Below are 15,360 nucleotides of genomic sequence, written 5' to 3'. Positions count from 1 at the left end.
TTATCATGCAAGCTTTAGACACAAAACTTCAGCAAGATTTCGGAATTGTTTTTGAAGATAAAACTTTGCTAGAAACAGCCTTTACCCACACTTCTTATGCTAATGAACATCGCCTCCTAAACATTTCACACAATGAACGCTTGGAATTTTTAGGAGACGCGGTTCTTCAACTTTTGATTTCGCAATATTTGTTTAAAAAGTATCCGAAAAAACCAGAGGGAGACTTGTCAAAAATGCGTTCCGTCATTGTACGTGAAGAGTCTCTAGCAGGTTTTTCACGTTACTGTGGATTTGATGAATTTATCAAATTAGGAAATGGTGAAGAAAAATCTGGTGGTCGTAATCGTGATACAATTTTAGGTGACTTATTTGAGGCATTTCTTGGAGCTTTGTTGATGGATCAAGGTGTTGAAGCGGTCAATAAATTCTTAAACCAAGTGATGATTCCACAAGTTGAAAAAGGTAATTTTGAGCGCGTGAAAGATTACAAAACAACACTTCAAGAGTTGTTACAAGGTCATGGTGATGTGACGATTGATTATCGTGTTTCAAACGAATCAGGACCTGCACATGCTAAAGTCTTTGAAGTGACTGTGTACGTTAATGATAAAGCCAAAAGTCAAGGAATCGGAAAATCTAAGAAATTGGCTGAGCAAGATGCTGCTAAAAATGCTCTAGTCTTGCTTCAATAAGACATTTGAAAGGAAATTGATGAGGCAAATGTCCAACCTGTCCTAGGTGATATGTGATAAACCTAGGAAAAAGAATGCTAGTTAGATAGCTTCTTTTCGGGAAGGTGATTTGCCTTTTTATCTCTTATTTTATGTATTTAAAAGAAATCGAGATGCAGGGCTTTAAGTCCTTTGCAGACAAGACAACCATTGAATTTGACAAGGGAGTTACAGCTGTTGTAGGTCCTAATGGCTCTGGTAAGTCCAATATTACAGAAAGTTTGCGTTGGGCGCTTGGGGAATCTTCTGCCAAGAATTTGCGTGGTGGCAAGATGCCAGATGTCATTTTTGCAGGAACTGAGAATCGTAAACCATTAAATTATGCTCAGGTTATTGTGACCTTGGATAATTTTGATGGCTTCATTAAAGATGCCAAAGAAACGATTCGTGTAGAACGCCATATTTATCGTAATGGCGACAGCGAGTATTTGATTGACGGACGTAAGGTGCGCTTGCGTGATATTCATGATTTATTTATGGATACAGGCTTGGGACGTGATTCGTTTTCTGTAATTTCACAAGGACGTGTCGAAGAAATTTTCAACAGTAAACCGGAGGAACGTCGTGCTATTTTTGAAGAAGCTGCAGGTGTTTTAAAATACAAGACACGTAAGAAAGAAACCCAAACCAAGCTTAATCAAACACAGGATAATTTGGACCGTCTGGACGATATTATCTATGAACTGGAAACACAAGTGAAGCCATTGGAGCGTCAAGCACAAGTGGCTAAAGAATTCCTTGGCTTGGAAGATGAGCGTAAGCAACTTCATTTGAATATTCTGGTTGAAGATATTCAGGCTGATAAGGAGCGTTTAGCAGAATTAAATCAGTCTTTAACAGCTATTACAGCTGATTTGGCAGCTTATTATGAACAGCGCCAGCAATTTGAAAGACAAAATCAAAACTTGAAAGAAAAACGTCATCAATTGTCTGAAGAAATATCAAGAAGACAAGAAGGATTGCTTGATATTACCAGAGCAATTTCTGACCTCGAGCGCCAAATGGATTTGATTGCCTTAGAATCAAGTCAAAAAGAAGAGAAAAAACAAGCTGCAAGCTCGCAATTGGCTGATTTGAAGGAAAATCAAGCGAGATTAACAGAAGAATTGACACAAAAAGAGCAGCAACTCTCACAATTAGATGCCAAATTAGCCCAGACAACAGCTGATATTCAAGCGTTGCAGGCTGAATTAGACCGTTTTTCAACCGACCCAGACCAAGTTATCGAAAAACTTCGCGAAGAGTTTGTTGGGTTAATGCAAAAAGAAGCTGATTTATCGAATAAATTGACAGCAACGATTGCTGATATTGACAATCAAAAGCAATTGTTAGAATCAAAATCAGAAGAATTGGCACAAACACAAGAGACGCTAGCAGAAGTAAAATTAACGGCAAAAGAAGCTTTAGAAAACTTTGAAGTAGCTCGTGAAAAAGTCAAAGTCTTGCTTGATGACTACCAAGCATTACACGTGCAAATTGTTCAAGCCGAAAAAGATTACCAACTAGAGCAAACTAAAATGTTTGACAAACTGGATGTTATCAAATCAAAAGAGGCTCGCAAGGCTAGTTTGGAATCTATTCTTAAAAATCACAGCAATTTCTATGCTGGGGTTAAGTCGGTTCTACAGGCGTCAAGTCAGCTAGGTGGTATTATTGGTGCGGTTAGTGAGCATTTGACATTTGAGCGAGATTATCAGACTGCTCTTGAGATTGCACTTGGTGGGTCAAGCCAGCACGTTATTGTCGAAGATGAGGGAGCGGCTAAACGTTCGATTGCCTTTCTAAAGAAAAATCGTCAAGGACGTGCGACATTCTTGCCTTTAACGACTATAAAACCACGTCACTTATCGCAACAAAATCATTCGATTTTGGCTTCAAGTCAAGGTTTTCTTGGTGTTGCAAGTGATTTAGTTTCATTTGATAATCGTTTGGAAAATATCTTCCAAAATCTTCTTGGGGTAACTGCGGTTTTTGACACGGTTGACAATGCTAATAAAGCTGCGCGTGCGCTTCGTTATCAAGTGCGTATTGTAACACTTGATGGTACAGAAATTCGCCCTGGTGGTTCTTTCTCAGGTGGAGCAAATCGTCAAAATAATACCACATTTATAAAACCTGAACTAGATAATCTTATGGTTGAATTACAAGACTTGCAAGCTCAGCAAATCAAACAAGAAAAGCGTGTGCAAGAACTCCAAGATGCTTTGAGAGCTAATAAGGAAACTTTAGCTAGTTTCAAAGCACAAGGAGAGGAAGCGCGTTTTGCTGAACAAAAAGCAGAGCTTGAATACCAACAATTGGCTGAACGCTTGAACGACATTAACCAGCTTTGCGAACGCCTGCAAGAATCAGAAACAGATGGTGGTTCACATGATTTGGAATCACAAAAAACAACACTTGAAGCAGAATTAGCAGAAATAGCTGCGCGTAAACAAACTTTAACAGTTGAAATTGAGCAAATTAAAGAAAACAAAAATACCATTACGCAAAAAGTTGAAGCTTTGCGTCAACAAGTGTCACAAGCAAAATTAACTGAACGTGAGTTGTTGAGTGAGCGTAAATTTGAATCGGCTAACAAAACACGCTTAGAAGTTAGTTTAGCTGAAAATAAAGCTGAAATTGCAAAATGCGAGGATTTGTTAGCTTACCATGCTAGCGATAATCAGACTGAAAGTCTGCCAACCTTGCAAAAACAATATGATGTGGGTGTTACTAGAAAAGCTAGTGAAGAAGAGTGCTTAGTTAGCCTCCGTTTTGAATTGGAAGATTGCGAAGCTAATTTAGAAGAGCTTGAAGAACAAGTTGCAAAAGAAAATCAGAAAAACGAAGAATTAATTCGTCAGCAAGCGCAATTAGAAGCTCAAATCAATCAAGTTTCTGACCGCTTGCGTGCCTTCTCACATGATTTGACAGAAGATTATCACTTGACCTTGGACGAAGCCAAGGAAGCTAGTGAACCAATTGATAATATGGAAAGTGCATGTCAACGTTTGCAAGAATTGCGCCGTCGTATCAAGGCATTGGGTCCAATTAACTTAGACGCCATTTCACAATACGATGAAGTGAACGAGCGTTTGACATTCCTTAACGCCCAAAAAGAGGACTTGGTTCATTCTAAGAATCTTTTGCTTGATACGATTAATAATATGGATGATGAAGTGAAAACACGTTTCCAAGTGACTTTCAATGCTATTCGTGATTCATTTAAGCAAACCTTTACTCAAATGTTTGGTGGTGGTTCAGCTGATTTATCACTAACAGAAGGAGACTTGTTAACAGCTGGGGTTGAGATTTCCGTGCAACCGCCAGGGAAGAAAATCCAATCACTTAACCTCATGTCCGGTGGGGAAAAAGCCCTCTCGGCTTTAGCTCTGCTATTTGCTATTATCCGCATCAAAACCATTCCATTCGTCATTTTGGACGAAGTGGAAGCTGCGCTTGACGAAGCTAATGTGAAACGTTTTGGAGACTACCTCAATCGCTTTGATAAATCAAGTCAGTTCATCGTCGTTACTCACCGTAAGGGAACAATGGCTGCCGCTGATAGCATTTACGGAGTAACCATGCAAGAATCAGGTATTTCTCGTATCGTTTCTGTTAAATTAAAAGAAGCCGAAAATCTAGTGGAATGACATTAAAGGGTAAAAAATGGTAAATAAACTAATTGTGCACAGTTTAATAAAATATCACGAAAAATACTTAGTGATAAAACGCGTTGCCACAAGCAATGGTAGAAGTAATGTTTATCCGTTTTATTGGGATATTCCTGGTGGTAGTGTTGATAGTGAGGAGTTGCCGAAAGCTACTGCTATCAGAGAGTGTCTTGAAGAAGTAGGACTTCAGATCAAAATAGATGATATTATTCATGAAGATAGTAATTTAGATAATGGTATTGTATACACTAGATTAGTTTATGATGCTCATCTTCCTAAGAATAAGGAAATAATTGTTACATTAAATCCCGAAGAACATACTGACTATCGTTGGATAAGTGATTTGAATGATTTGGATGGAGAAAAAATTGTTCCTTATCTGGTAGAAATTTTGGGAAGTAAATAGTTTTTGTGATATTAAACAACCTCCCAACTAGAATCAGTTGGGAGGTTTTGTTGTATTCAAAAGTTTTAGTTTGTTACCGCAGTTTCTGTTTGTGATTCTGTTGTTTCGTCAGCTTGGTTGTCTAATGAAGAAGTTGTGAGTGTGTCATCACTTTCTTCTTGACTATCTGAGAGTTCTACTGTGTCAGATTCGGTTTGTGTGTTCTGGCTGTATTGGTCTGAAACTTTGTAAAAGACATTGCTGACAAATTGGTTAGTTGATTCATAATCAAAACGGCTACCTTGTGTTGCAAATAGGCGGTCACGACCGTAATCAGACGGGTCAGTCTCTGTTATGCCAAAATGCCAGCTAGGAATTTGGCTACCAGCAGCGTAATAATGTAAAATGAAACCACCTCCACTTTCAGTATAAACGTTAGAAATAGCTTCACCGTTTTCATTATAAACAAGAGCAGACAAGATTAATTTGTCGTCAATAATACCTTGTGGTGAAAATTCAAAAGTGTAACCATTAGCGTCCATCCATGTGCCAGCAAGACTTGAGAAATCTGATTGCGCTAGCGCATTGAAATCAAATTGACTAGTCTGTTGACTGACTTGACGGGTGCTAATAAGATTTTCTCCATCTTTTATCAGTTGCTCTGTGACTTGTTTTTCAGTAGGTGCTTTCAGTAAATCCGCGCGTTTGCTAGCAACGTGGTTCTGTGTTTTTGTTGAAGAACTTGTTGATTTTGAAAGTTTTTTCTGAGCGTGATGATGTTGGCTAGAAACCGTAGAAGCGTGGTTGTGATTTGAATGGTATTTTAGAGTAATGACACCGCCACCAACCGCAAGCAGTACCAAACCAGACACTAGGAAGTATGATGTTCCTTTTTTCATTGTAATCCCCTTTATTTTTAACTTCACTATATATATTCGAAAAAGAATTTTAAAAACTGGAAAAAATTTCAGCTTTATTTAGAAGATTGAAAAGAATGTGTTATTAGCAAGAAAATTGCTGTGTTTTTTGCTAAAATAGAGTTATGTAATTCTTTAGGAGTATAATAATGGTAAAATTAGTTGCAGCAGATATGGATGGTACATTTTTAACAAGTAATGGCTATTTTGATAGTAAGCGCCTCCATGATGTTCTAGAAAAATTTAAAAAAAACAATATACTATTTGTCGCAGCGAGCGGACGTTCACTTATGGCTTTGGAAAAAATGTTTGCTGAGCATGCTGATAAAATGGCATTTATTGCTGAAAATGGGACTTTGGTAAAAGTTGGTAAAGATATTGTTTTTGAATCTGGTTTGAGTAAAAAACAATATTTGGAGGTCATTGATACCCTTCTTGAAAGTCCATATATGTTAGGTTATGATTTCCTGTTATCAGGTGAAAGTGGGGCTTATTTACATCCAAAAGCTAGTGATGATTACCTAAATTTTATTAGCAATTATTATGAAAATGTTCAACGTGTGGCTGATTTGGCGCAGGTTGAAGATAATATTTTAAAAGTCACTGCAAACTTTTCAGAAGATACTGTACGTCAAGGCGAAGCATGGTTTAATGAACGCATTAGCTACGCACAAGCGGTGACGACAGGCTTTAAATCTGTCGATATTGTTATCCGTGACGTCAATAAACGAACAGGACTAGAAGCACTTTGCCAAACCTTTAATATGGATAAATCAGAAATTGTAGCGTTTGGCGATAATCTCAATGATTTTGAAATGCTTGATTTTGCTGGGAATGCAGTTGCGACAGAAAATGCTCGACAAGAAATCAAAGACATCTCAAATGAAATCATTGGGCATTGTGATGAGGAGTCTGTCATGGCTTATATGGAAGGATTGGTAGAATAATGGAAGATATTAAATTATTAGCTTTGGATTTAGATGGCACACTTTTTAACAGTCAAAAGGTTGTTTCACCAGAAAATAAAAAAGCTTTGCGAGCAGCACGTGATAAGGGAATTAAAGTTGTTATCACGACTGGACGTCCTTTAAAGGCGATTAGCGGTTTGCTTGAAGAGCTAGATTTGATTTCTGATGAGGACTATATCATCACTTTCAATGGTGGTTTGGTTCAAAAGACAAATGGCGATATTTTAGATAAAAGTGAGCTAACACGTGCGCAGCTCAAGCGTTTACACAGCACGCTTGATCCACTTGCTCTTCCATTTGATGTGCTTAGTGATGGAATTGTTTATAGTCTTGCCAGTCAAGGCAATCAGTCCCTTTACCCACAAGCCAACCCCAAACTTAAATTTGTAGAATTAACTTCTTTTGATGATATTCCTGAAAATATTATTTATAACAAAGTCGTTAGCGTGACAAATCCTGAATTTTTGGACAAGCAGATTTTGCAATTTCCGAAAGAATTATACAATGAGTTTGAAATTTTCAAATCACGTGATATTATATTGGAAATGATGCCTAAAGGCGTCCATAAAGCAGCAGGGTTAAACCAGTTGATTCAGCATTTGAACTTACTCCCTGAAAATGTTATGGCTATGGGAGATGAAGAAAACGACCTCTCAATGCTTAAATGGGCTGGTTTAGGTGTTGCAATGGCAAATGGTGTTGCTATTGCGAAAGAAACAGCTGATGCGGTAACAACACGTACCAATGACGAATCAGGTGTTGCAGAAGCTGTTGAAAAATACATTTTAAATGCGTAATAGAAAGGAAAAGTGGATAAGGTAACCTTATCGATTTTGGTACTTAGTATGGGATTATTTGACCGTTTATTTGGAAATAAGAAAAAAGAAGTTGGGGAGACGGTTGACAGCCAAAGCCAAGAAGAAACACTTCAAGAGGTTGTCGAAACATCAGAACAAACTGAAGCCTCTTCTGATACAGTAAAAGAAAGTGTTGAGGTTTCAGAACAAGCAGAAATCGTCAACGATACTGTGGAAGAAGTTCAAGACGTTGTTAATGTCGATAGCGAAGCTGAATCTGTTGAAACAGAAACGTTTGTTCAGTCTAAAAACAGCGAAACTGTGGTTAAAAATACGGCTAATCAAGCTGAAGAAATTTCAGAAGCAACCGCAGTAGCTAATGAGGTTGAGCCAGACCAACATTTTTCAGATATCATAGCGGATTATTATGCGAAAAAAGCAGCCGCTCAAGAGGCTATTGAACGTGGTGAAGCAGTTACTTTTGAAGCTGTCAAAACACGTCAAAAAACTGAACCAGAAGAAGTAGTTGTGCAAGAAGCAACCGAAACCGAAGAAGAAAAATACAATCGCAGTCTGAAAAAGACCCGTACTGGTTTCAGTGCACGTTTGAACGCCTTCTTGGCTAATTTCCGTCGTGTTGATGAAGAATTCTTCGAAGAACTAGAAGAAATGCTCATTCTTTCAGACGTTGGGGTGAATGTCGCAACACAATTAACAGAAGATTTACGTTATGAAGCCAAACTTGAAAATGCTAAGAGAGCTGACGATTTAAAACGTGTTATCATTGAAAAATTAGTTGACATTTACGAAAAAGACGGTGTTTTCAACGAAAAAATTAATTTCCAAGATGATTTAACCGTTATGCTTTTTGTTGGGGTTAATGGTGTCGGAAAAACGACATCAATCGGCAAATTAGCCTACAAATATAAAAACGAAGGTAAGAAAGTCATGCTTGTTGCTGCTGATACATTCCGCGCTGGTGCGGTTGCGCAGCTTGTTGAATGGGGACGTCGTGTCGGTGTGCCAGTTGTAACAGGACCAGAAAAAGCTGACCCAGCTTCTGTTGTTTTTGACGGTATGGAAAAAGCTGTCGCTGAAAATGTTGATATTCTTCTCATTGATACAGCAGGACGTCTGCAAAATAAAGATAATTTGATGGCAGAGCTTGAAAAAATTGGTCGTATCATTAAGCGTGTCGTACCAGATGCACCGCATGAAACACTCCTTGCGCTCGATGCTTCAACAGGTCAAAATGCGCTTAGCCAAGCTAAAGAATTCTCAAAAATTACACCGTTAACTGGGCTTATCCTAACTAAAATTGACGGAACGGCTAAAGGTGGTGTTGTTCTTGCCATTCGCCAAGAACTTGATATTCCTGTCAAATTTATTGGGTTTGGTGAAAAAATTGATGACATCGGTAAATTTGATTCTGAAGACTTTATGCGTGGTCTCCTAGAAGGGATTGTTTAAAAGCTAATGTTAGAATTTGTCAAAGAGCATTTATCAACAATTCTCTTAACGTCGTCTACTCTTATTTTAACAGCCATTTATGCCTTTGAGGCAAACTGGGTTATCATGCTTATTTGGGCATTCGTGTCACTCATAAACATTGGACGGCTAGTTTATGCTTATAAACATACTAGCTAACTATTTCATAGTCAAGAATAGAAATCTGAGCTTTGCCTCAGATTTCTTTATTTTTTTCACAATCAACATTGTCAAGGTAAGTTTTCAACTCATGTTTTAATTGGTCATGTTCTTGAATGGCTTGTTGTAATTTTTTATCAGAAACTTGAATGGCTTTTTGTAACAACTTTTTACGGTCGCTAGACTTGGTTGGGTCATATTGGTATTTTTCAAAAAATTGGCGAATTTCTTTGAGAGACATTTGACTTTGTCTAAGAAATTTTATGGCGTACAACCAATGAATAGAAGCTTCATCAAAAATACGGTTGTTATTCTCATCACGTTGTAAACTTGGGATTAAGTCAAGGTCACAGTAGTGGCGAATAGTGTGTAAGGTTAGCCCAGTTCGTTTGCTAGTTTCTTTAATTGTATATGACATAATGAAATCCTCTAAAAAATAATAGTAAATAGTTGACTTCGGGTTACCCGAGGGGTCTATAATCATGGTATCAAAAAAAGATTACAAAAGTAAAGGAGAAACTTTTATGGCAACATTAGTTCGTGTTCACGGTCAAGGGATTGACCAGTTACAGTTGGATGAGGTTGAACTTCGTGAATTAGCCTCAAATGAAGTGAGAATGACTGTCAAAGCGAGTCGAATTACTGGCGATCAGCTAAACTACATCAAGGGATTACGTTTGCCAGGAGAAGCTATTCATGAAATTAGCTCTCTTGGGTATGAGGCTGCTGGAATTGTGACTGCTATTGGAAAAGCGGTTGATGAAAAATGGCTTGGTAAGCGAGTTATGCCTGTTGGACCATATGATTTTGAACGTTATCCAAGTTTGGGAGATGATATTATTATTCCAGCCAGTCGTCTGGTTGAGATTCCAGATAATATAGATTTTGCAGCAGCTGCTAGTACCTGGGTACCATACCTAACAGCTTACCCTGTTTATAGTCAGAGTAATCTAAAATCTGGTGATTACGTGTTGATTATTGCAGGGACTTCTGCTGTTGGTCAAGCGGCGATTGATTTGGCACGTGAATTAGGAGCAATTCCAATTGTGACAACCCGCTCACGCCGTAAAGCAGCGCAACTGCGGCAGCTAAAACAATTGAACCATGTCATTATTAGTAATGAAGAAGATTTGGTTACTAGAATTTCTGAAATTACTGTTGGAAAAGGTGTTCAATTCATTTTTGATCCTATTGGTGGTAATGCATTGCCTGATTTGCTTCAAGTGGCTAGCGTAGGGGCAAAAATTTATGAATATGGCATTCTTGGTGGCAGTGAGTGCCAATTTTCGGCAGGACTTTTGCTTGGTAAAGGTTTAATGCTTAAGGGATGGACAGTAAGTGAACTTGTTGAGGATGACTTGGCAAGAAGCCAAGCGGTGACTCACATTTGTGAAAAATTATCACTTGGTGATTTTAATCCTACTATTGCTAAAACTTACCCTTTAAGTCAGATTTGGGAAGCTTATCGTAAACTTGAAAAGAATGACTTTTTAGGAACGATTATTATTGAACCATGACATAGTAGCATAAGATTCTAATCACCAAGCAAAACCCCCCTTCCAGTTTTGGAGGGGGGCTTGTGTTTAAAAGACACGATAAACATAAGGATTATCAGGTTCACTAGTCTCTTTCATTTCTGTAATATGAAGAACTGGGAGTGTTTGTTCAAGGGTTTGGTTGTATTCGAGGCTGATTGTGCCTGTTGCGGTAATCCAAGTGTTATCAGCGTAGTTTGTATTGTTTCCAGTTGTCAATAAGCCATAAACACCAGAATCCGCAATACAGTGAATGATACCAAAACGGAAAAGGAATTGATAGCCTTCGTGGCCAGGCTCGTTATAAACAAATCCAGTATAAGTAATCTCACGTCCCATAAATTCGTCAGGATAGAGATAGATGAGTTCCATGACTTCCATATAATTTTCGGTTGTGATTTTAAGTTCGCCTGAACCTTTATATTTTTTGAGTTCTTTCTGCATTTCTTTTTCGTAAGCAGAAGATGTAAAATACAAACTTGTGTCAGGTTTCAGGTATTGGACTGTTGTTCCATCATCACTAACCGTACCAGCAGAACCAGCAGCAAGTGGGAAATTATAGCCTTTGGCAGCCACTGTCGTTGAATCCAGCGTTACCGTAGGAACTAAGAGTCCTACCAAAACTGGAATGACCAAAATCATCGGACTAGTCAGCTTCGCTATTTTTCCATGTAAATGGCTGTGCAATTTCAGGTTTTTCATCCAAATAACCAGTTGAATAACTGCTAAAAGGAATGATAAAACCATGGAAATGTAGGCTAAATAAGCATAGTGAGTATTGATGTATTGATCCAATTTCCCAGAGATTTGAAGATACATGGTTAATTCAAAGTAACCCGCTAAAATTAAAAATCGAATCATCAAATCACCCCCACAAGTAAACAGTAAATAATAATCATCCCAACAGATACTGTGATAAATTGAACGATAAAGCGAGGTTTAAAGGAATTTACCATCATCATTAGGTTTTTAATATCTACCATTGGTCCAATCAAAAGAAAGGCTAGAACAGGTGCTGTACCAAAACTTGATAGCAAGGAAGCTCCGATAAAGGCATCTGCTTCACTACAAAGAGAAAGAATGAATGCCAGTAACATCATGACTAAAATGGCTGTAAGGGCATTACCACCAATTCTGGTCAAAATGCGTGTTGGCAGGTAAATCTGCATTCCTGAAGCTACCAGGGTACCAAAAACCAAATAACGTCCAGTATCAAAAAATTCATCAATTGCGTGCGCAAGAGCTAAGAAAATTTTGCGATACCATGTTTCACCAGAATAATCATGAAAATGTGTTGGTTTAGCATTTTCTTTGAGGATATTTTCATCAACCACAAATCCCAGCATGATACCCAACGTAATAGCAACAATGATGGCACCAAGCAGTCGTAAGCCTAAGAAGCGCCAGCTATTTCCAAAAGCTGAATAGGTGGCAAAAAGGACGATTGGGTTGATAATCGGAGCTGTTGCCAAGAAAGGAACAGCGGTGTAACTAGGAACTTTTTTCTCCAAAAAGCGCGTGATAATGGGAACAATACCACATTCGCAGGACGGAAAGACAAAACCGATAAAAGTTCCAAAAAGGATTCGTAAAAAACGATTTCGAGGTAGAAAACGTTGTACCAAATCAGGCGTAACATAAACCTCAATGAAGCCAGAAAGAATAGTTCCTAGCAAAACAAAAGGCAGTGCCTCGATAATGATTGAAATAAAAATCGCAAACCATTGTAAGACACTAGCAGGTAAATTATTAAAAATTTCCATAAAAATTAATCAGTCGCTTTCTCAGCTTTTTTGTCCTTAACTTTCTTTTCTTTTTCAGGGTCGCTAGAGATTTTAGGAATACTTGCAAAGCTTGCAAACATTGACTCTAAATCATCTTGACGTTTATGTGTGATAGCCATAAGGCACCTCTTTTCTATATGTAATCACCTCTTATTATACTATCAATCCTCAAATAGTACAAAAACTAAGCAGACAAGTTAGCTATTTTAATGCGAAATAGTGTGTCATTTAGATATTTATCTGCCTAAGAAATTGGCGTGAATTTCTCATTATTGCATTTAAAAATCTAAGAGAAAACCTTAGATTCAGCTGATTTATGATATAATAGAAGCACTATGGAAAATGTAACAAAAATTGCTCAAGATTTAAACCTCAAAGAGAGCCAAATTGCCAAAGTTCTAGACTTGACTTCACAAGGAAATACCATTCCTTTCATTGCTCGTTACCGTAAGGAAATGACAGATAATTTGGATGAAGTACAAATTAAGGCTATCATTGACTTGGATAAAAGCATGACAGCTTTAACTGACCGTAAGGCGACTGTTCTTGCTAAAATTGAAGAACAAGGTAAGCTTACTGCGGAACTCAAAAAAGCTATTGAGAACGCTGAAAAGTTGGCCGACGTTGAGGAACTTTATCTTCCTTACAAGGAAAAACGTCGTACCAAAGCCACTATCGCCAGAGAAGCAGGGCTATTTCCACTAGCTCGTTTAATTTTGCAAAATAAACCTTCGCTTGAAGTAGAAGCAGCGAATTTTATAACAGAAGGATTTGAAACAGCTGACAAGACACTTGCTGGCGCTTGTGAAATTCTCATTGAAGCTTTTTCAGAGGACAACCAGCTCCGCTCATGGGTTTACAATGAAATCTGGTCTTACAGCTCAATCATATCAACAGTTAAAGACGAAGCTGCCGATGATAATAAAACCTTCCAAATTTACTACGATTTTTCAGAGAAAGTTTCTAAAATTCAAGGTTATCGTATTTTGGCGCTTAATCGTGGTGAAAAACTCGGCATTTTAAAAGTTGGTTTCGAGCATAACATTGATAAAATGGTGCGCTTCATGGGAGCTCGTTTTAAAAATAAAAATGCTTATATTGATGATGTCATCGCCAAAACGATTAAGAAAAAAATCGTTCCTGCTATGGAACGCCGTGTTCACAGTGAGTTAACAGAAAGTGCAGAGGATGGTGCAATCGAACTGTTCTCCGAAAATCTTCGCAATCTCCTTTTGGTGTCTCCTTTGAAAGGAAAAATGGTGTTAGGATTTGACCCAGCCTTTCGTACAGGAGCTAAGTTAGCTGTTGTTGACCAAACAGGAAAATTGATGACTACCCAAGTTATCTATCCTGTTCCACCAGCTAGTCAGGCTAAAATCGAGCAATCGAAAAAAGATTTAGCAGAGCTCATTCGCACATATGGTGTTGAGATTATTGCTATCGGAAATGGGACTGCTAGCCGTGAAAGTGAAGCCTTTGTGGCACAAGCTTTGAAAGATTTTCCTGATGTTTCTTATGTGATTGTCAATGAAAGCGGAGCTTCTGTCTATTCAGCATCTGAATTGGCACGTCATGAGTTTCCAGATTTGACTGTTGAAAAACGCTCTGCTATTTCCATTGCGCGTCGTTTGCAAGACCCACTTGCAGAATTGGTTAAAATCGATCCAAAATCAATTGGTGTCGGACAATATCAGCACGATGTTAGTCAGAAAAAACTTGCCGAAAACCTTGATTTTGTTGTAGATACTGTTGTTAACCAAGTCGGCGTTAATATTAATACAGCAAGCCCTGCGCTATTAGCCCACGTTTCAGGATTAAATAAAACAATTTCTGAAAATATTGTCAAATACCGTGATGAAAATGGACGAATTGCTTCGCGTGAAGACATCAAAAAAGTTCCACGTCTGGGAGCTAAGGCTTTTGAACAAGCAGCAGGTTTCTTGCGTATTCCAGGGGCAGAAAATATCCTTGACAATACAGGCGTTCACCCAGAGTCGTATAAAGCCGTTGAACATTTATTGAAAGAATTAAATATCACAGATTTAGATGATTCAGCAAAAATAAAACTGCAATCTGTTTCAATTGAAACGATGGCTGAAACCATTAATATAGGGCAAGAAACACTTAAAGATATTATTGCTGACCTCTTAAAACCAGGACGTGATTTGCGTGATGATTTTGAAGCACCTGTGCTCCGCCAAGATGTTTTGGATATTTCAGATCTTGAAATTGGGCAAAAATTAGAAGGAACTGTCCGTAATGTCGTTGATTTTGGTGCCTTTGTTGATATTGGTTTGCATGATGACGGCTTGATTCACATTTCACAAATGAGCAAGTCCTTTGTCAAACACCCAAGTCAAGTGGTTTCTGTCGGAGACGTTGTGACGGTTTGGGTTTCAAAAATCGATAAAGAACGTGGAAAAATCAATCTTTCCTTGGTAGATTTACGTGAACTTAACTAATTTTGTCAAAACAGTTTCACGAGAAGATTTCGGAAAAGAATTTCGCCATACGGCACTTTGGAATCCACGTTTGCGGACAACGGGTGGTCGTTTTTTCCCAGCTGATGGGCATTTGGATTTTAATCCCAAAATTTATGAAACATTTGGTGTTGACGTTTTTCGAAAAATTGTTCGCCATGAGCTTTGCCATTACCATTTGTATTTTGAGGGAAAAGGCTACAAGCACGCTGATGCAGACTTTAAAGCATTATTGCAAGCAGTTGATGGTTTGCGTTATGCGCCAGCCATGCCCCAAAAGACGGAAAAATACTTATACCGTTGCCAAAAATGTGGACAAGACTATCACCGAAAATGCCATGTCAATACTCAAAAATATCGTTGTGGACATTGCCATGGCAAGCTCTTAGAAATCAAAACTCGAGAAACGTAAGGTAAACTTCAAAAAAGATTTTTTCTTCAGTATAAAATCAGTCGTAGGACT

The 15,360-nt window shown here is 38.1% G+C and carries 15 protein-coding genes; 10 read left to right on the top strand and 5 right to left on the bottom strand.

The annotated features are described in order from the left end of the window. Positions 1–5: 5 nt before the first annotated feature. The 3 genes from rnc (at position 6) to E8M05_RS07795 (ending at position 4,790) form a co-directional block, all read left to right on the top strand. Positions 6–692, top strand: a complete 687-nt coding sequence (gene rnc, locus E8M05_RS07805; RefSeq protein WP_003065764.1) for a ribonuclease III — start codon at positions 6–8, stop codon at positions 690–692. Positions 693–823: 131 nt separating this feature from the next. Further along, positions 824–4,363 carry a chromosome segregation protein SMC gene (smc, locus tag E8M05_RS07800; RefSeq protein ID WP_003065762.1) on the top strand — a complete coding sequence of 1,180 codons (3,540 nt, stop codon included), beginning with the start codon at positions 824–826 and terminating at the stop codon, positions 4,361–4,363. A gap of 16 nt (positions 4,364–4,379) precedes the next feature. Then, on the top strand, positions 4,380–4,790 hold the full coding sequence (locus E8M05_RS07795) for an NUDIX hydrolase (protein ID WP_003065760.1): 411 nt from the start codon (positions 4,380–4,382) through the stop codon (positions 4,788–4,790). A gap of 65 nt (positions 4,791–4,855) precedes the next feature. Here E8M05_RS07795 and E8M05_RS07790 read toward each other — a convergent pair whose 3' ends face one another. After that, a complete protein-coding gene (locus E8M05_RS07790; protein ID WP_136596458.1) occupies positions 4,856–5,668 on the bottom strand; it encodes a DUF6287 domain-containing protein in 813 nt (270 codons plus the stop codon). Between the two features lie 167 nt (positions 5,669–5,835). On the opposite strand from E8M05_RS07790, the gene E8M05_RS07785 reads away from it, so the two are divergent. The 4 genes from E8M05_RS07785 to E8M05_RS07770 are packed head-to-tail and all read left to right on the top strand — an operon-like array spanning position 5,836 to position 9,098. Then, entirely contained in the window at positions 5,836–6,633 is a 798-nt protein-coding gene (locus E8M05_RS07785; RefSeq protein ID WP_013852107.1) for a Cof-type HAD-IIB family hydrolase, read from the top strand. Next, positions 6,633–7,451 (top strand): Cof-type HAD-IIB family hydrolase, encoded by an 819-nt coding sequence (locus tag E8M05_RS07780; RefSeq protein ID WP_003065757.1) that lies wholly within the window; start codon positions 6,633–6,635, stop codon positions 7,449–7,451. Before E8M05_RS07785 ends, E8M05_RS07780 begins: the two co-directional genes overlap by 1 nt. A gap of 48 nt (positions 7,452–7,499) precedes the next feature. Then, positions 7,500–8,921 (top strand): signal recognition particle-docking protein FtsY, encoded by a 1,422-nt coding sequence (gene ftsY, locus E8M05_RS07775; protein WP_041972844.1) that lies wholly within the window; start codon positions 7,500–7,502, stop codon positions 8,919–8,921. 6 nt (positions 8,922–8,927) lie between these two features. Then, entirely contained in the window at positions 8,928–9,098 is a 171-nt protein-coding gene (locus E8M05_RS07770; protein ID WP_003065755.1) for a hypothetical protein, read from the top strand. Positions 9,099–9,135: 37 nt separating this feature from the next. Here E8M05_RS07770 and E8M05_RS07765 read toward each other — a convergent pair whose 3' ends face one another. Beyond that, positions 9,136–9,516, bottom strand: coding sequence for a MerR family transcriptional regulator (locus E8M05_RS07765; RefSeq protein ID WP_013852104.1), 381 nt, complete (start codon positions 9,514–9,516; stop codon positions 9,136–9,138). Positions 9,517–9,622: 106 nt separating this feature from the next. Here E8M05_RS07765 and E8M05_RS07760 point away from each other — a divergent pair, with 106 nt between their 5' ends. Beyond that, positions 9,623–10,615 carry a zinc-binding dehydrogenase gene (locus tag E8M05_RS07760; protein ID WP_231557386.1) on the top strand — a complete coding sequence of 331 codons (993 nt, stop codon included), beginning with the start codon at positions 9,623–9,625 and terminating at the stop codon, positions 10,613–10,615. A 66-nt stretch (positions 10,616–10,681) separates the two neighbouring features. On the opposite strand, the gene E8M05_RS07755 is transcribed toward E8M05_RS07760, so the two are convergent. Genes E8M05_RS07755 through E8M05_RS07745 form a run of 3 tightly spaced genes read right to left on the bottom strand, consistent with a single transcriptional unit; the run spans position 10,682 to position 12,536 of the window. Further along, on the bottom strand, positions 10,682–11,494 hold the full coding sequence (locus E8M05_RS07755) for a TIGR03943 family putative permease subunit (protein ID WP_003065752.1): 813 nt from the start codon (positions 11,492–11,494) through the stop codon (positions 10,682–10,684). After that, positions 11,494–12,396: a permease gene (locus E8M05_RS07750; RefSeq protein WP_003065751.1), complete on the bottom strand. Its 903-nt coding sequence runs from the start codon at positions 12,394–12,396 to the stop codon at positions 11,494–11,496. Before E8M05_RS07750 ends, E8M05_RS07755 begins: the two co-directional genes overlap by 1 nt. Positions 12,397–12,401: 5 nt before the next feature. Continuing rightward, entirely contained in the window at positions 12,402–12,536 is a 135-nt protein-coding gene (locus E8M05_RS07745; RefSeq protein WP_003065749.1) for an SPJ_0845 family protein, read from the bottom strand. A 216-nt stretch (positions 12,537–12,752) separates the two neighbouring features. Here E8M05_RS07745 and E8M05_RS07740 point away from each other — a divergent pair, with 216 nt between their 5' ends. Both E8M05_RS07740 and E8M05_RS07735 read left to right on the top strand, forming a co-directional pair. Next, entirely contained in the window at positions 12,753–14,879 is a 2,127-nt protein-coding gene (locus E8M05_RS07740) for a Tex family protein (protein WP_003065746.1), read from the top strand. Continuing rightward, positions 14,866–15,309 (top strand): SprT family protein, encoded by a 444-nt coding sequence (locus tag E8M05_RS07735; RefSeq protein WP_003065744.1) that lies wholly within the window; start codon positions 14,866–14,868, stop codon positions 15,307–15,309. The genes E8M05_RS07740 and E8M05_RS07735 overlap by 14 nt, the downstream gene beginning before the upstream one ends. Positions 15,310–15,360 lie beyond the last annotated feature (51 nt).

Source organism: Streptococcus pasteurianus, from assembly GCF_004843545.1.
Taxonomy (GTDB): domain Bacteria; phylum Bacillota; class Bacilli; order Lactobacillales; family Streptococcaceae; genus Streptococcus; species Streptococcus pasteurianus.
This window is presented reverse-complemented; position numbering and strand designations above follow the sequence as displayed.